This window comes from Gemmatimonadales bacterium (assembly GCA_041390145.1).
Lineage (GTDB): Bacteria > Gemmatimonadota > Gemmatimonadetes > Gemmatimonadales > GWC2-71-9 > SPDF01.
On record JAWKQM010000011.1, the window covers coordinates 108578 to 125397 of the forward strand.

The 16820-nt window shown below is 68.3% G+C and carries 12 protein-coding genes; 11 read left to right on the top strand and 1 reads right to left on the bottom strand.

Going from position 1 to position 16820, the window contains the following annotated elements; genetic code table 11:
• Positions 1-42 precede the first annotated feature (42 nt).
• The 4 genes from R2910_10880 (at position 43) to R2910_10895 (ending at position 3601) form a co-directional block, all read left to right on the top strand.
• Positions 43-501 (top strand): (2Fe-2S)-binding protein, encoded by a 459-nt coding sequence (locus tag R2910_10880; protein ID MEZ4413477.1) that lies wholly within the window; start codon positions 43-45, stop codon positions 499-501.
• A complete protein-coding gene (locus tag R2910_10885) occupies positions 498-2702 on the top strand; it encodes a xanthine dehydrogenase family protein molybdopterin-binding subunit (GenBank protein ID MEZ4413478.1) in 2205 nt (734 codons plus the stop codon). Before R2910_10880 ends, R2910_10885 begins: the two co-directional genes overlap by 4 nt.
• A 106-nt stretch (positions 2703-2808) precedes the next feature.
• Entirely contained in the window at positions 2809-3024 is a 216-nt protein-coding gene (locus R2910_10890; GenBank protein ID MEZ4413479.1) for a dodecin family protein, read from the top strand.
• 22 nt (positions 3025-3046) lie between these two features.
• Complete coding sequence (locus R2910_10895) at positions 3047-3601, top strand: NADPH-dependent FMN reductase (GenBank protein ID MEZ4413480.1); 555 nt, start codon at positions 3047-3049, stop codon at positions 3599-3601.
• A 49-nt stretch (positions 3602-3650) separates the two neighbouring features.
• On the opposite strand, the gene R2910_10900 is transcribed toward R2910_10895, so the two are convergent.
• Positions 3651-4280, bottom strand: coding sequence for an NAD(P)H-dependent oxidoreductase (locus tag R2910_10900; GenBank protein ID MEZ4413481.1), 630 nt, complete (start codon positions 4278-4280; stop codon positions 3651-3653).
• A gap of 366 nt (positions 4281-4646) precedes the next feature.
• Between R2910_10900 and R2910_10905 the strand changes: the two genes are divergently transcribed.
• The 7 genes from R2910_10905 to R2910_10935 all read left to right on the top strand — a co-directional run bounded on the left by R2910_10905 (position 4647) and on the right by R2910_10935 (position 16802).
• Positions 4647-6923 (top strand): ABC transporter permease, encoded by a 2277-nt coding sequence (locus R2910_10905; protein MEZ4413482.1) that lies wholly within the window; start codon positions 4647-4649, stop codon positions 6921-6923.
• Between the two features lie 419 nt (positions 6924-7342).
• Positions 7343-8128, top strand: coding sequence for an ABC transporter permease (locus R2910_10910; GenBank protein ID MEZ4413483.1), 786 nt, complete (start codon positions 7343-7345; stop codon positions 8126-8128).
• Complete coding sequence (locus R2910_10915) at positions 8077-9681, top strand: FtsX-like permease family protein (GenBank protein MEZ4413484.1); 1605 nt, start codon at positions 8077-8079, stop codon at positions 9679-9681. The genes R2910_10910 and R2910_10915 overlap by 52 nt, the downstream gene beginning before the upstream one ends.
• Before the next feature lie 273 nt (positions 9682-9954).
• Positions 9955-11133: an HlyD family efflux transporter periplasmic adaptor subunit gene (locus R2910_10920; GenBank protein ID MEZ4413485.1), complete on the top strand. Its 1179-nt coding sequence runs from the start codon at positions 9955-9957 to the stop codon at positions 11131-11133.
• A gap of 60 nt (positions 11134-11193) precedes the next feature.
• A complete protein-coding gene (locus tag R2910_10925) occupies positions 11194-11907 on the top strand; it encodes an ABC transporter ATP-binding protein (GenBank protein ID MEZ4413486.1) in 714 nt (237 codons plus the stop codon).
• 13 nt (positions 11908-11920) lie between these two features.
• A complete protein-coding gene (locus tag R2910_10930) occupies positions 11921-14392 on the top strand; it encodes an ABC transporter permease (GenBank protein MEZ4413487.1) in 2472 nt (823 codons plus the stop codon).
• The gene (locus tag R2910_10935; protein ID MEZ4413488.1) at positions 14385-16802 is read left to right on the top strand and encodes an ABC transporter permease; all 2418 of its coding nucleotides are present in this window, start codon (positions 14385-14387) and stop codon (positions 16800-16802) included. The genes R2910_10930 and R2910_10935 overlap by 8 nt, the downstream gene beginning before the upstream one ends.
• The last annotated feature ends 18 nt before the right edge of the window (positions 16803-16820 follow it).

Here is a 16820-nt window from a genome sequence, read left to right on the forward strand (position 1 = left end):
GGGAGTGCCATTAGTTCAGGCACTCCATCCCGGGTCGGCACTGTGCAATACACCCTCCTCATCAACGGCACCTCCACCGACGTGGACGTCGATCCCGACACGCCCCTCCTCTGGGTGTTGCGGGACCATCTCAACCTGACCGGCACGAAGTTCGGGTGCGGGGTGGGGCAGTGCGGCGCCTGCACCGTGCACCTCGACGGCGAGGCCACCCGGTCCTGCCAGTGGATCGTCCGTGACGTCGGCGCGAGGAAAATCACGACCATCGAGGGACTCTCCGACGACGGGAGCCACCCGGTGCAGGTGGCGTGGATGCGGGAGCAGGTCCCGCAGTGCGGCTATTGCCAGGTCGGGCAGATCATGTCTGCCGCGGCGCTCCTGACCGCCACGCCACACCCCTCCGATACCGAGATTGACACCGCGATGGCGGGCAACATCTGTCGCTGCGGCACCTACGAACGGATCCGGCGGGCCATCCACCGGGCCGCGGGAGACGTCGCGTGAGCGCCCGGGGCGGTGTTTCCCGGCGCGACTTCGTGAAGGCGGCCGCGGTCGCCGGGACCGGACTGACCCTCGCCGTGTATTTCCAGGGCTGCGGCAACGGCGCACCTCCGGTACCCGACGGGGTGTTCGCGCCTGACGCCTTTCTCCGCCTCTCCCCCGACGGTTCGGTGACGGTGGTGATCGGCCGCTCGGAAATGGGTCAGGGCCCCACGACCGGGCTGGCGATGATCCTCGCGGAAGAACTCGACTGCGACTGGAGTCGCGTCGGGTTTGTGCAGGGCCCCGCAGCCAAGGCGTACTACAACCCGGCCCTGCAGGCGCAGGTGACCGGTGGAAGCACCAGCATCCGGACGGGATGGCTCCCGATGCGGGAAGCAGGCGCCACGGCGCGCGCGATGCTGGTGGCGGCCGCGGCGGGGCGGTGGGGTGTCCCGGCCGCGTCGTGCAGCACCGCCGAGGGGTGGGTCCGCAACGATGTCACGGGAGAGGAACTGGCATACGGCGCGCTGGTCGCGGACGCGAGCGCGTTGTCGGTGCCGAAAGGCGTGCCGCTCAAGGACCCCATGGACTTCCGGATTATCGGTACCTCGCGGGACCGGCTCGACAATGCCGGCAAGGTGCGCGGGGTGGCGACCTTCGGCATTGACGTACGGCTGCCCGGCATGGCCTACGCGAGCGTCGAGCGGTGTCCGGTCTTTGGCGGTCAGGTGGGGAGCGTGGCAGGGGAGGCGAAGGCATTGGCCGTCCCCGGTGTGGTCAAGGTGGTGCGGCTGGAGGACCGGGTTGCCGTGGTGGCCGAGCACTACTGGCAGGCGGTGAAGGGGCGGCGGGCGCTCGATATCACCTGGGTCGAGGGGGCGGGCGCGGCGCTCTCGTCTGCCGGCCTGGCGGAGCAGCTGCAGGCGCTGCTGGCCTCCGACAAGGCACGCGAGGCCCGCAAGGTGGGTGACGCCGTTGGCGTCCTCGCCGCGAGCACGCCGACGATCGAGGCGTCCTATGACGCGCCCTACCTGGCGCATGCGACAATGGAGCCGCAGAACTGCACCGCGTGGGTGCACGACGGTGCGGTGGAGGTCTGGGCGCCGACCCAGTTCCAGATGGGTCCGGGGTTCCTCAACCACGGCGGCGCACGTGGCGTGGCGGCGGATGCCGCCGGGGTGTCTGCCGACGACGTCACCATCCACACGACCTTTCTTGGCGGCGGATTCGGGCGTCGGCTCGAAGTGGACTATGTGACCGAAGCGGTGCGGGTCGCGAAGGAGCTCGACCGGCCGGTCCAGGTCATCTGGAGTCGGGAGGACGACACCCAGCACGACTACTACCGCCCGATGACCGCGCACGCCCTCTCGGCGGTGCTCGGGGAAGACGGGATGCCGCTGGCCTGGCGTCAGCGGATCGCCTGCCAGTCGATCATCCGACACTGGCTGCCGGGGTGGATGCCGGACTTTGCCATGAGCCTCGCCGGGGCCCTCGAGCACGGCGTCGATCCGTCGGCGGTCGAAGGGTCGGCCGACCTCCCCTATGCGGTGCCGAACCTGCTGGTGGACTGGCGGGAATTGACGGTCCCGGTGCCGGTCGGCTTCTGGCGCTCGGTGGGGCACTCGCAGAACTCGTTCGTGACCGAGAGCTTCATCGACGAACTCGCGGCGGCGGCGGGGCAGGACCCGGTCTCCTACCGGCGGGCGCTGCTGAAGGACGAGCCGCGGATGCGGGCGGTGCTCGAGCTGGCGGCCACGGAGGCGGGGTGGGGGACCCCCGTGCCCGAGGGGCGCGCGCGCGGCGTGGCCATCGTCCGTTCGTTCGGGAGCATCGTGGCGGAGGTGGCGGAAGTGTCTATCACGCCCGCCGGGGTCATTCAGGTGCATCGGGTGACCTGCGCGGTGGATTGTGGCACGCCGGTCAATCCCGGGTTGATCAAGGCCCAGATGCAGGGTGGAATCGTGTTCGGTCTGACCGCGGCGCTGCACGGCGAGATCACCATCGACAAGGGGCGGGTGCAGCAGAACAATTTCTACGACTACGAGATGGTGCGGATGCCGGCGGCACCGGTGGTGGACGTGCGCATCGTGCCGAGTACGGAGCCGCCGGGCGGTGTCGGGGAGCCAGGCGTGCCGCCGATCGCGCCGGCGGTGGCCAATGCGGTGTTCGCACTCACGGGGCAGCGGTTGCGGCGGCTGCCGCTGAGACTCCGCACCTCCTGACCCCCTCCCCGGCAAGCGGAGAGGGGGACCGTCCGCTTCCCCCCCGGTCCTTCCTGTTAGGTTCCGAGGGTAGCCTTTCCCCCGACGTACCCTTCCAGGAGGCACCATGAGCGACATCGTAAAGGTGATTGAAGTGATTGCCCAGTCCGACAAGTCCTTTGACGATGCGGCCAAGACCGCGGTGCGCGAAGCGGCCAAGACCGTCACCGGGCTGAAGTCGATCTGGATCGACAATTTCAGCGCCGAAATTGAGGGCGACAAGATCACCCACTATCGGGTGAACGCGAAGATTTCATTCGTCCTGAAGTCGGCGGGCAAGTAGCGTGGAAGTACGGACGTTCAAGGTGGGATACATCATCGGCAGCCTGGCGGGCAAGTCGATCAACCGCGTGCTCGCCAGGGCGCTGGTACGCCTCGCTCCACCGGCGCTCGAGATGTTTGAGATCCCCATTCGGGACCTGCCGCTCTACAGCTACGACTACGACGCGGACTATCCCCCGGCGGGCACCGCCCTGAAGGCATCCATCGACAGGGCGGACGCCGTCCTGCTGGTGACCCCGGAATACAACCGGTCGGTCCCCGGCTGCCTGAAGAATGCCATCGACTGGGCGAGCCGGCCGAGGGGCAAGAACTCCTTTGCACGCAAACCTTCGGCGACCATCGGCGCGTCGTCGGGGGCCATCGGCACCGCCATTGCGCAGCAGCACCTGCGCGGAGTGCTCGCGCACCTCAACTCACCGCAGATGAACTCTCCCGAGGCGTACATCCAGATGACCCCGGGCCTCATCACGGAGGACGGTCAGGTCACACGGGAGTCGACGGAACAATTCCTCGCGAAGTTCATGTCTGAATTCCACCAGTTCATCGCGCGGGAGACGTTCGTGATGCAGAACGAGTAGAGAAGGCGCCTCGCACCTTCGGCTCCGTTGCCCCGCTGCCCCGCTGCCTTCAGGCGGTCACCAGCCCCAAGCCCATCGCGGTCGCGGCCTTCGTGCTCGCTTCCATCCGGGTGTCTGCGCCCGGCAGCATCATCCCTTCCGCCGCTACCACCGATAGATCCTCGATCCCCATGAATCCGAGCAGGGTGCGGAGGTGGGGCTCGAGATGGTTGTACTGCGCCTTCCCCGACTCAGGGCTGTAGTCGAACCCTCGGGTAATGACGGCATATGCCGGCCGCCCGCCGAGGAGGCCCGTGGCACCTGATTCGCCGAGGGAGAACGTCCAGCCGGGCCGGATGATGAGGTCGAAGTAGTGCTTGAGCTGGTAGGGGAGGCCAAAGTTCCACATCGGGGTGACGAAGAGGTACGCGTCGGCCGCGATGAACTGGGTCACCAGGCGGTCAAGGGCGCGGCGGCGCTGGGCCAGGAGTTCTCCTGAGAACGATGAGGGACGGTCAAAGAGGACCGATATCATCGGTGCGTCGAGGGGCGGGAGTTCGATCTGGGTGAGGTCGATGGTTTCGACCACGCCCGTCGGGTTCACGGTTTCCCAGCCCTGGAGAAACGCGTCCGCGAGGTGCCGGGTCTGTGAATTTCCGTTCTGATGGGGGGTGGCAATGATCTGGAGCAGCGTGGACACTCAGGCCTCCTGGTGGTCGATGGTGCAGCCATCAGGGAAGCCGCACCGTTGCCCCTATGCTATGGCCGGGGCGCTGAACCCCTCGTGACATGCAGGTGAAGGGTGGTTCATATGCAACCATTGCCCGTACCCGCCGGTCTATAGCCACATGTCGGCGTTCAATCGATCGTCCGTGCCCGCGAGCGGGACGTCAATTCCCAATATCGGACACTTGGGGTCCTCTGACGACGTGGTGAGGGGGCCTATGCCCTTTTGCTGCAATGCTTTCGCGCGCTGCAGGTCGTGGTCTTCGTCGGCACGGTTCTTTCCCACGTGGGCCCCCACGCCCACGCGGCGCGCCTTGTGACTCCCACCGAAGGCCTCGACATGCGACAGAGTCTCACTGACTGGATGGGCGACCTGCGGCACGCGATGCGGGCGCTGCAACGTTCTCCCGGCTTCTCGCTCATGGTGGTGCTCTGTCTCGGACTCGGCATCGGCGCCAACGGCGCCATCTTCAGCGTCGTCAACTCCGTCCTGCTCCGCCCGCTGCCCTTTCCCGAGCCCGATCGCCTGGTCAATGCCTACGAAACGTTCTACTACGACGGCGGGGACGGGTACGGCGGCGTCTCGTATCCCAATTATCGCGACTGGGTAGAGCAGAACCGCACACTCCAGTCGCTTGCTGCCTCGTCCCGGGCCAGTGTCGTCCTGCAGGGCACCGAGTCCACCGAGCGACTGGTGGCGAACCGGGTGACCGCCAACTACTTCGCGACGCTGGGCCTGCCGCCGATCATCGGGCGCGATTTTGCGCCCGGGGACGAGCTGGCCGGCGCCTCCGGCGTGGTGTTGCTCAGCGAGCGATTCTGGCGCAGCCGGTTCGGTGGCGACCCCGCCGTGGTCGGAGCGTCGCTCCGAATCGATGGGCAACAGCGCACCGTCATCGGAATCATCCCGGCATCGGCCAGCACCTCCACCCAGCTCTGGACGCCCCTGGTGCTTGCTCCGGAGCGGGCCGAAGCTCGAGACAGCCACTTCCTTCAAGTCATCGGGCGGCTGAAGCCGGGGGTCACGCTGGAAGCCGCCGATGCTGACCTGAAGTCCGTCGCCGCCCGGATTCGTGGGGAGCACCCTGAAGTCGATCCGAGCCGCAGTGCACGACTGCGGTCGGTGCAGGAGGATACGGTCGGCAACGTGCGCGCGACGCTGCTGGTCTTGCTGGGCGCGGTCGCCCTCGTCCTGCTCATCGCCTGCGCCAACGTCGCCAACCTGCTGTTGGCCCGCGCCGGCTCCCGTCGCCACGAGATGGCGGTGCGCCTGGCCCTTGGCGCGAGTCGGGCCCGCCTCATTCGCTACCTGCTGACCGAGAGCCTCCTCTTCGCGCTCGGCGGTGCCGTTGCCGGCGCCGGCATGTCGTGGCTGGCGCTCCGCACCCTCGCGCCGCTCGTGTCGGGGATGCTCCCCCGGCCCAGTGACCTCCAGATGGACGGGTGGGTGTTCCTCTACCTGCTGGGCGTCGCGGTCGTCTGTGCGGTGCTCTTCGGGCTCGCGCCGGCTCTCACGACCACCGGGAAGAGCCTGCAGGGGGGCATCACCAGCGCGGGCGCGCGTGGCAGCAGTGCGGGCCACAGCAGGCTTCGGCGTGCGCTGGTGGTCTCGGAGGTCGCGCTGTCCATGATGTTGCTGACCGGTGCCGGCCTCATGGTTCGCGGCATGCTCATCCTGCAATCGGAAAAGCCGGGATTCGCGACCGAGAATGTCCTGACGGCCCACCTGGCGATTCCCGATGCCACGACCGCCGGTTCATCCAACTTCATTCTGCCCTTCCTCGAAAAGGTCCGGTCGATCCCTGGCGTCAGGGATGCGGGGCTGATCTCCCACCTCCCGATGCAGGCCTGGGGATCGAGCAGCAATTTCACCGTCGTTGGCCACGCGGCGCCGGAGCGCGGGAAGGAGCCGCTGACAGAGTACCGGCTGACGAGCCCCGGGTTGCTTGAGGCGATGGATATCCCACTGGTGAGCGGGCGCGACTTTACGGCGCGCGATGTCCTCGACACGTCCCGTGTGCTGCTCGTTAACGAGACGCTCGCCCGGCAGCAGTTTCCCGACGAGGATCCGGTTGGTCGCCAACTCAACTTCGGCGAGGGCGAGGTGTACACGATTCTCGGCGTGGTAGGTGACACGCGGCAGCGGGGCCTCGACCGCGCGCCGTTGCCCGAGGTCCACTTCCCGATCCGCGCGGATGATGGCGGTCGCGAGATGACGCTCGTGGTACGGACCACCGTGCCGCCCTCCACTGTGACTCCGGCCGTCCGCCAGGCGCTCCGCGAGGTGGATGCCAGCCAGCCGCTCTACCAAATCATGACAATGGGAGAGGTCCTCGATCGCTCGCTCGGTTCGCGCGAACTCAACCTGTGGCTCTTCGGCGCGTTCGCGCTCGTAGCCCTTGTGCTCTCGGCGGCCGGGCTCTACGGCGTCATTGCCTACCTGGTGAGTCAGCGAACCCGGGAACTGGGCATCCGGATGGCGCTCGGAGCACAACATGTCGACGTGATCCTGCTCGTTCTCCGGCAGGGCGGGGCGCTCGTGCTCCTCGGACTCCTGCTCGGACTTGGGGCGCGGTCTACTTCACCCGCTTTCTCGCCGCGATGCTCTACGGCGTAAGCGCACGTGATCCCGTCACACTGGTGACGGCCACGCTTTGTGCTCGGGGGCGTGGCGATGCTGGCGACCCTTGTCCCCGCGCGTCGGGCCTCCAAGGTGGACCCGGTGCTTGCGATGCGAGCCGATTGAGCGCGGCGTCATCGACGCGGCCCCTGACCGCTCGCGGGACACACAATCCCGATAGCGGACAGTCGCGGTGAGCGGGACGTCTGGCCGTCGCTGGAAACGGTTGTCCCGCATCGTCTTCCGAGATGGCTCAGAGCCGAGGGCTCGGCACGCTTCTTCCCAACGTCGGCCCCACGCCCGTGCGGCGCGCCTTGTGACTCCCACCGAAGGCCTCGACATGCGACAGACCTCTCCGGCTGGACAGACGACCTCCGGCACGCGCTCCGCGCCCGTCGTCACCTGGATTCGCCGCCGTGACTATCGGCACGCTCGGGCTCGCCATCGGCGCCAACGTTGGGATGTTCAGCGTGGTCGATGCGGTGCTGCTCAATCCGCTCCCGTATGGTGACGTCGATCAGGTGGTGTATGTCGCCGGGTCGGCGCCTGGCTCCGACATGCCGAGCGAGTTCGGCGTTTCCATGGAATTCCTGCCCCAGTACACCGAGCAGTCGCAGCTCCTGGAGGACGCGGCGCTTCCTTCACCTCCACGCTGCGGACCGCGGACCGGGTGGAGCGGATTCCGATGTCGGCGGCGACCAGCTCGCTCTTCTCCACCCTCGGTTTCCACGCCGGTCGTGGGGCGGCTCCCCGTCCCTGACGACGGGTCGCGTGTCGTGGTGCTCAGCTACGGACTCTGGCAGTCGTGGTTCGGGGGGGATTCCGGCGTCGTGGGCCGCTCGTTCTCGGTTTCGGGAGACAGCCGTGTCGTCATCGGCGTCATGGGGCCCGACTTTCGCTTTCCGCTCGACGACACACAACTCTGGTTTCCGATAACCGTCGCCCTCGATTCCATCAGGCCGGGCAACTTCGGTATCCGGATGGTGGCCCGGACGAAGCCCGGCGTGACGCCGGAGGCGCTCGCCAGCGAGCTGACGGCGCTGGCGCGCCGCCTGCCGGAGCGGTTCGGGGGCTCGCCCAGGTACGCTCGTACCATGGAGCAGTACCAGGCGGTGGTGCGCCCGCTGCAAGCCCCGAGATGTTTGGCGCCGTGTCGCGCCCGCTCTGGGTGTTGTTTGGCGCGGTCGCCATCGTGCTGCTGATCGCGTGCGCCAACGTCGCGAACCTCTTCGTGGTCCGCGCCGATGTCCGGCATCGTGAGCTGGCCGTCCGCCGCGCCATCGGCGCGGGCCGCTGGCCGCTGATCCGCCTGCAGATGGCGGAGGCGGTGGTGGTGGCCCTGTTTGCCGGGGCGCTTGCGGTCGTGCTGGCCAGCTGGGCGCTCCCCCTCTTCCTCAGGGCGGCGCCCGAGGACATCCCGCGCCTCAGCACTGTCTCCCTCGGTCCCGCGTCCCTGATCTTCACGGTCATCGCCGCGCTGGTTTCCGCGGTGGCCTGCGGCCTGGTGCCGGCCATCCGGGTGTCGGAGCCCGACATGCTCCGCCTCCGCGAAGGTGGTCGGGGTGCGACGCGGCAACGGAACTGGGCGCGGGACGGCCTGGTCGTGGCCCAGACCGCCCTCGCCCTCGTGCTGCTGATCGGGTCGGGGCTCCTGGTGCGCAGCTTCAGCAAACTCTCCCGCGTCGACCCGGGGTACGACACCCGTGACGTGTTCACCTTCCAGATCGCGCCTGAACGAGAGTCGCTGAACGACGGGCCGTCGTTTGCCCGCTTCGACCTTGCGTTCATGGACCGGCTCCGCGCCCTCCCGGGGGTCGAGTCGGTCGGGTTGGTCGAGAACGTCCCCCTGAACGAGGGAACCAGGTCGATCCGGTTTCACCCCGAGGGGGCGGACGCCGACGCGCAGCCGCTCCTGAACGTGACCTGGGCCGCGGGCGATTACTTCAAGACGATGGACATCGCCGTCCTGCGCGGACGCGTCTTCACCGACGAGGAACAACTGTCGGGCGAGGGCAACGTCATCATCAGCGAGTCCGCCGCGAGGCTCCTCTGGCCGGATGCCAACCCGCTCGGGCGGCGGGTGAGCGCCGACCAGGGCCCGGGGGCCTTCACCGTGATTGGGGTCGTCGAGGATGTCCTCCAGGACAACTTCCGCGACCCCCCGCAGCCGGTCATCTACCTGCCCCTGGTGGGGCCGACGCCCACGAGCTGGGCCATGTCGTCCCCCGCCTACGTCGTGAAGACCAGCCGCGCCGAGTTCATCGCGCCGGAGGTCCGCGCACTCGCACGGGAGGTCGCACCTGAGGCGCCGATGTACCGCGTGTTCACCATGGCAGGGCTGGCCCGGGATTCCATGGCGCAGCTCTCCTTCCTGATGCTCACGCTCGGCATCGCCGCCTTCCTCGCGCTGATCCTCGGGAGCGTGGGTCTCTACGGAGTGCTCTCATACATCGTTGGTCAACGGGTGCGGGAAATCGGCGTGCGCATGGCGCTCGGTGCCGAAGCCGGTCAGGTGCGCCGGATGGTCGTCCTGCAGGGCACCCGCGTCGTCGCTGTCGGGATTCTTGTCGGGTTCGTCGTGGCCCTCCTCGCGACTCGGTCGCTCGGCGCCCTGCTGTACGGGGTGGCGAGCTTCGATACCCTCACCTTCGCTGGCATGACCCTGCTGCTCATCGGGGTGGGTATTCTGGCCAGTTACCTCCCGGCGCGACGCGCGTCGAATATCGACCCCGTCGAGGCTCTGCGCGGGGAGTAGTGGCCTCGGTGGCCTGGCCGTTGACGGGATGGCGAATCCCAAAAGCGGACACCTGGCCGATTTCGGCAATGGGTAGTTGCGGCGTATCCTGTTGCCACACATTGGGTTATCGGATCGCCATGCCGGCGGCAGACAGGCACGCTTCTTCCCTTGATGGGGGTGAATCGTGCCGTTGGTTCGGAGATTGGCCTCACTTGAACAGGACCTCACGTGGACGTTGCTCGCGTCAAACCGCCCAATAAGCGCCGCCCCCTCTACATAGGACTGGGGGCCGTGCTCCTCGTTGTCATGGTCGTCATGGGGCAGTTGAAGCCGGCCGCGCCGAGCGTCGAGCGCCCGACACTGTCCATCGATTCGGTGGTGTCGGGTCCGATGGTCCGCGAGGTGCGCGCCCCTGGTTCGCTGGTGCCGGAACAGATCCGGTGGATCTCGGCGGTGGCGCCGGGCCGGGTCGAGAAGAAGCTGGTGCAGCCGGGCGAGCATGTCACCGCCAACACGGTGCTGATGGAACTGAGCAATCCCGACGTCGAGATCCAGCTGTTGCAGGCGGAGCGTCAGCTGACCGATGCGCAGGCCCAGCTGGTCGCCCTGCAGGTCAGTCTCGAGACCCAGCGCCTGAACCAGGCCGGCATCGTGGCCCAGACGCAGTCCGAGTACCTCGAGGCGAAGCGGAACGCCGACGCCGCCAACGCGATGGTGGACCAGAAGCTGATCTCGGTGTTCGAGGCGAAGAAGGCGAAGGAACACGCCACCGAAATGACGGAGCGGCTGTCCATCGAACAGCAGCGACTCAAGCTGATTACCGACAACATCCCCGCCCAGCTCTCCGTGCAGCGCGAACAGGTGGAGCGCCTCAAGGCGGTGGTCCGCTTCCAGCGCTCGCTGGCCGGCGCCATGATCGTGCGGGCCGGCGCCAACGGCGTGCTGCAGGAGCTTCCGCTCGAGGTCGGCCAGTTTGCGCAGAGCGGCACCACCATCGCCAAGGTGGTCCAGCCTGACAAGCTGAAGGCGGTCCTCCGGGTGCAGGAGAACCAGGCGCGGGACGTGGCGCTCGGCCAGTCCGCCGTGATCGACACCCGCAACGGCCTGGTGCGCGGGCGGGTGTCGCGCATCGACCCGTCGTCCTCCGGCGGGATGGTCACGGTGGACGTGGCCCTCCTCGATTCGCTGCCCAAGGGGGCGCGGCCCGACCTGAGCGTCGACGGCACCATCGAGATCGAACGGCTCGGCCAGGTGCTGCACGTCGGGCGGCCGACCTACGGGCAGGCCAACAGCACCATCGGCCTCTTCCGCCTTTCACCGGACGGGGATGAGGCGGAGCGGGTGCAGGTCACCCTCGGCCGCACCTCCGCCAACGCCGTCGAGATCGTGTCGGGCCTGCAGGCCGGTGACCAGGTGATCCTGTCCGACATGACCCGCTTCGGCTCCGTCGACCGCGTCCGCATCAAATAGTCCGTGCACATTGACCACTCCTGACCTCGCGCATTTCTGCCTCTCTCCGGAGTTCTTGCCATGAACGCTACGCAGCCGCTGATCCGCCTCGATGGAATCCAGAAGGTGTTCTATACCGACGAGGTGGAGACCCATGCCCTTTCGGAGGTGCACCTCGAGGTGCAGCGGGGCGAGTACGTCGCCATTTCCGGCCCGTCCGGCTGCGGCAAGACGACCCTCCTGTCGCTGCTGGGCTTGCTGGATACGCCGACCGGTGGCGAGTACTGGCTGGACGAGAAACCGGTGGCGCAGCTCTCGCCGGCCGACCGGGCGCGGATCCGGAACCGGGAGATCGGCTTCATCTTCCAGGCGTTCAACCTGATCGGCGATCTCACGGTGTATGAGAATGTCGAACTGCCGCTGACCTACCGCGGCATGGCCCCCGCCGAGCGGAAGCAACGCGTCATGTCGGCCCTGGAGCGGGTGGGGATGAGCCACCGGGTGCGGCACTATCCGGCGCAGCTCTCCGGCGGTCAGCAGCAGCGCGTGGCCGTCGCGCGCGCCGTGGCGGGTGAGCCGCTCATCCTCCTGGCCGACGAGCCGACCGGAAACCTCGACTCGACCAACGGCGAAGCGGTCATGCAGCTGCTGCAGGAGCTGCACCGCGGCGGCGCCACGATCATCATGGTGACGCACGACGCCCGATACGAACGGCATGCCGACCGCGCCATTCATCTCTTCGACGGCCGTGTGGTCGGCGACGAGGCCCTGGAACTCGCCATGTCGCAAGGCTAGGAAGGAGCACCCCGTGGCCCCGATCGCCAGCACGCTCCGGTACGCCCTCCGCACGCTTCGGCGGAGCCCCGGCTACGCATTCATTGCCATCCTGACGCTGGGGCTGGGGATCGGCGCCAACACCGCCATCTTCTCGGTCATCAACGCGGTGGTGCTGCGGCCGCTGCCCTACGCCGAGCCCGACCGGCTCGTGGTCGTGAGCCACCTCTATCCCTCCCTGTCCAACCTGGTCGCGGGGGTGTCGGTCCCCGGATTCCTGGAGTACGAGAAGCAGCATCAGGCGTTCAGCGCCATGACCGCCTACACCGGTTGGGGGCCGACACTCACCGGGCATGGCGACGCCAGTCGCCTCCAGGCACGCCGGGTGGCGGGCGATTACTTCGCGACGTACGGAGTGCAACCCGCCCTCGGCCGGGCGCTCCGCGCGGACGAGTCGGTCGCCGGCAGCGAACATGTCGTGGTGCTCAGCGACCCATTCTGGCGCAAGGTCTACGGGGCCGACCCGAGCATCATCGGACAGCGGATGCTCCTCAACGGCGAGAGCTACGAGATCGTCGGGGTGATGCCGCCGTCGTTCACGTCGATGCTCAACCGCGCCGTCGATCTCTGGACGCCCCTCGCCTTCACGCCGGCGCAGGTGGCCGGATCATGGGGCCATGAGTTCCTGGGCATGACGGCACGAATCAGGGAGGGGGTGTCCCTCGAAACGGCCCAGTCGGAAATGCACGCGCTCGCCAGCCAGATCAAGGTGGACCACCCGGATCAGTTTCCGGAGGACTGGGACCTCAGGCTCTCGCCGCTCAGCGACGTGGTCACCTCCGTCGGCATGCGGCGCGCGATGTTCGTGCTGCTCGGGGCGGTGGTCCTGGTGCTGCTCATCGCCTGTGCCAACGTGGCCAACCTGCAGCTGGCGCGCGCGGCAAGTCGGTCGCGCGAGATTGCGGTCCGTGTCGCTCTCGGCGCGTCGCCGCGCGACCTGATCCGTCAGCTGCTGACGGAGAGCATGGTGCTGGCGCTCGCCGGCGGCGTGCTCGGCGTCCTCTTTGCCCTCTGGGGCGTGCCGGCGCTGATGTCACTCAACGAGAGCAACCTGCCGTCGGCATCCGCCATCGGGATCGACGGCATGGTGCTGGCCTTCACCCTGGGGCTTTCCCTCCTCACGGGACTGGTCTTCGGCCTTGCCCCCGCCATGCGCGTCTCGCGCACCTCGCTCCAGGAGTCGCTGAAGGAAGGCGGCCGGGGCGCCGCCGGGGATCGCGGAGGGCTGACGCTCCGTCGGGGCCTGGTGGTGGCCACCGTCGCACTCGCGCTGACGCTTCTCGTCGGTGCCGGGCTCCTGACCCGTTCCTTTTCGCAGCTGCTCCAGGTGGACCCAGGCTTTCGTCCGGACCACCTCCTGACCTTCAACCTGGCGCCACCGGACGCCAAGTATCCGAACGATACGGCGCGCGTCGCGTTCTTTGACCGGGCCATCCAGGCGATCACGGCGCAACCAGGAGTGATCTCCGTCGGCGCCACCTCCGTGCTCCCCTTCACCAACAACGGAAGCACGCGGTCCTTTAATGTTGAAGGCCACGTGGTCCCGCCCAAGGGGAACATGCCCTGGGGCGACTTCCGGATCGTGACGCCCGACTACCTGGCCGCGATCGGGGCACCGCTCCTCAAGGGCCGCTTCTTCACCGCACAGGACGTGGCGGGGACGCCAGATGTGGTGATCGTCGACCAGGAATTCGCCCGGACCTACTGGCCGGACGCTGATCCAATCGGCAAGCGCATCACCTTCAACGACTTTACCGACTCGACCATCACCTGGATCACGGTGGTGGGTGTCGTCGGGCATACCATGCACGAAGGGCTCGACGCCGAGAGGCGGATCCAGTACTACCTCCCGCTCGCACAGGCCGGCAACGAATTCATGGCATTCGCGGTGCGCACCACCACCGACCCGCTTGCGGCTGTGAGTGGGGTGCGTGAGGCGCTCAAGTCGGTCGATCCCGATGTGGCCCTCGCCAATATCAACACGATGGACGAGCTGGTGTCGACCAGCACCGGCCCCCGGCGCTTCTCCATGGTGCTGCTCACGGTCTTCTCGCTCCTGGCGGCGGCGCTGGCCGCCATCGGGCTCTACGGCGTCATGGCCTTCACCGTGGCCCAGCGGACCCAGGAACTCGGCGTGCGCCTGGCCCTCGGCGCAACGCCAGGCTCGGTCCAGCGGATGGTCATGGGGCAGGGGATGCGACTCGCGCTGGTCGGCGTCGGCTTCGGCCTGGTGGCGGCGGTGGCCCTCACCAACCTGCTGAAGGCACTGGACAGCCAGGCCGCCGTGGGCGCCACCGACCGGCTCCTGTTCAAGGTCTCGGCGCACGATCCACTCACCTTCATCGCGATTCCGCTGCTGCTGCTGGCGGTCACCCTGGTGGCGAGCTGGGTGCCGGCGCGCCGCGCGACCGCGCTGGACCCGGTGGAGGCGCTGCGCGGTGAATAGCCGCCTGGCCGGGGTCCGGCTTGCAGTGCGAGGCCTGGCGCGCTCACCGGGCTTCACCTTCGTCGCGCTCGCAACCCTGGCGCTCGGGATCGGCGCCAGCACCGCCATGTTCACGGTGGTCCGTGCGGTCCTGCTCCGCGAACTCCCCTTCGAGCGCCCCGACGAACTGGTCCAGGTGGGGCACACGCGGCCGAATCGGGGGGCCGTCTTCGGTGGCTTCTCGCCGCAGGACTTTGACGATGTGCGCGCCGCCTCAGACAAGTTCAGTTCGCTCTCGGCCTTCTTCTACCTCCCCGGCCTCGGCACCCGAAACCTCACGGGACTGGGCGAACCGCAAAACGTCGCGGCCGTCATGGCCGACGGCCAGTTCTTCGGGACGCTTGGCGTCTCGGCGGTGCGGGGCAGGACCTTCGACGCCACCGACGACGTTCCCGGCGCCAACCAGGTCGTCGTCCTCAGCGACGCATTCTGGCGGAATACGCTCGGCGGTGATCCGGACGTCATCGGCCGGGCGGTCGAGCTCGACGGCCAGCCCTTCGAGGTCATCGGTGTCATGGCGCCGGACTTCGCCTTTCCCTCGGCCGAGCCCCAGATCTGGCTGCCTCTTTCGCTCATCACGGATAACCAAATTCCCCATGTCCGGCAGGTGCGCTGGCTCAATGCCGTGGCCCGGCTGGCTCCTGGCGTGACCGAATCGGCCGCCCGGGCGCAGGTCGGCGATGTGATGGCGCGGCTGGCGCAGGAGTATCCGGAGAGCAACACCGATTGGAACACGCCTGCCCTGCGTCCGGTCAGGGAATACCTGCTCGGCAAGGTCCGCGCGCCGCTGGTCGCCCTGATGGCCGCGGTAGCGCTCGTGATGCTCATCGCGGCCGTCAACGTGGCGCACCTCGTGCTTGCCCGCGGCCTGGGCCGAGCCGGGGAACTGTCGATTCGCGCGGCGCTCGGCGCTACGCGGGCGCGCCTGGTCGGTCAACTGCTGCTGGAGAGCGCCATCCTCGCGACGGCCGGGGCGGCCGCCGGGCTGCTGCTCGCCTGGCTCGCCGCCCCGCTGCTCACCTCGGTGGCCACGGGGACGCTCCCGCGCGCCGGCGAGATCACCGTCGACCCCACGGTGGCGGGCTTTGCGGTCCTCGCCGGGATTGCGACCTTCCTGATTGTCGGGGTCGTCCCGGCGTTCCGCAGCGCCCAGCCAACGGCGGGAACCGCGCTCCGCGAGGGACGCGGACAGACGAGCGGCAGTCATCGCCTGGCGGCAGGCCTCCTCGCGGCGGAAAGCGGGTTCGCGGTTCTTCTGCTGTGCGGCACGGCCCTGACGCTCTCGAGTCTCTGGAAGCTGACCCACGTCGACCCGGGGTTCTCCGCGGATCACGTGGTGTCCCTGCGGCTCGTGCTCCAGGGCGGTCGGTATGAGGCCCGCGGATATCCGGAAACCTTCCGGCGGACCCTTCTCGAGCGGCTCGCCGACATCCCAGGTGTGCTCGCCGTCGGTGGCGGCAAGCGGGCGCCGCTGACCGGGGGCGGCGAGCCCTACGAGCTTCGCGTGACGCGGGAGGGAGGCGTCGTCGATACAATCGCGCCGGCGGCGGGGACCTACATCGTCACCCCGGGGTATTTCGAGGCGCTCGCCATCCCGATGCTGGCGGGACGGGAGTTCACCGCGGCGGATACCTCGGACGCACTGCTTCCCATTGTGGTCAGCGCCAGCCTGGCGCGGCAGGTGTGGCCGGGGCGGCCGGCCGTCGGGGAGCGCTTCCGGATGGGGGGGAGTGATGCGGTCGTCGTCGGGGTCGCCACCGACGTGCGCCACGAGAGCCTCGATCGCCCCGCCGAATCGGTGGCCTATGCGCCGCTGGCCATCTTCCAGCGCTCCGCCTTCAACGGCTTCGTGCGGGTCGCGGGTTCCCCGCTGAACTATGTTGCCGCCGTGCGGGAGGTGGTGCGCGAACTCGACCCCGACCTGCCGATCGGCGACCTCGGCCCCCTGACGTCTCAGATCGAGTCCTCGGTGTCGCAGCCTCGCCTCTTTACGTCCCTGGTGGCGATGTTCGGCGCGGCGGCGCTGCTGCTCGCCTCGCTCGGGATCTACGGGGTGGTGGCGCAGGGGGTGGCGCGGCGCCGGAAGGAGATCGGCATTCGCATGGTCCTCGGCGCCCGCGCCGTGGCCGTCACCCGCCTGGTCGTCGGCGGGGCGCTGCGCGCCACCCTGCTTGGCTCGGCGATCGGCATGGCACTCTTCGTGGTGGTATCCCGGCTGCTGCAGAGCCAGCTCTACGAAGTGCGCGCCACCGATCCCCTCCTCCTGGCGCTCTCGGGAGCCGTCTTGCTGGGCACGGCCTGGCTCGCGGCGTGGGTCCCGGCGCGACGGGCGGCATCCATCGACCCCATCATCGCGCTCCGCAGCGAATAGCGCCCCGCGTGCGGCTAC

Bases quoted from the DNA above. Each gene is read 5' to 3' on its own strand.
- R2910_10890 (MEZ4413479.1), top strand. From the start codon at position 2,809: ATGAGCGACATCGTAAAGGTGATTGAAGTGATTGCCCAGTCCGACAAG.
- R2910_10905 (MEZ4413482.1), top strand. From the start codon at position 4,647: ATGCGACAGAGTCTCACTGACTGGATGGGCGACCTGCGGCACGCGATG.
- R2910_10925 (MEZ4413486.1), top strand. From the start codon at position 11,194: ATGAACGCTACGCAGCCGCTGATCCGCCTCGATGGAATCCAGAAGGTG.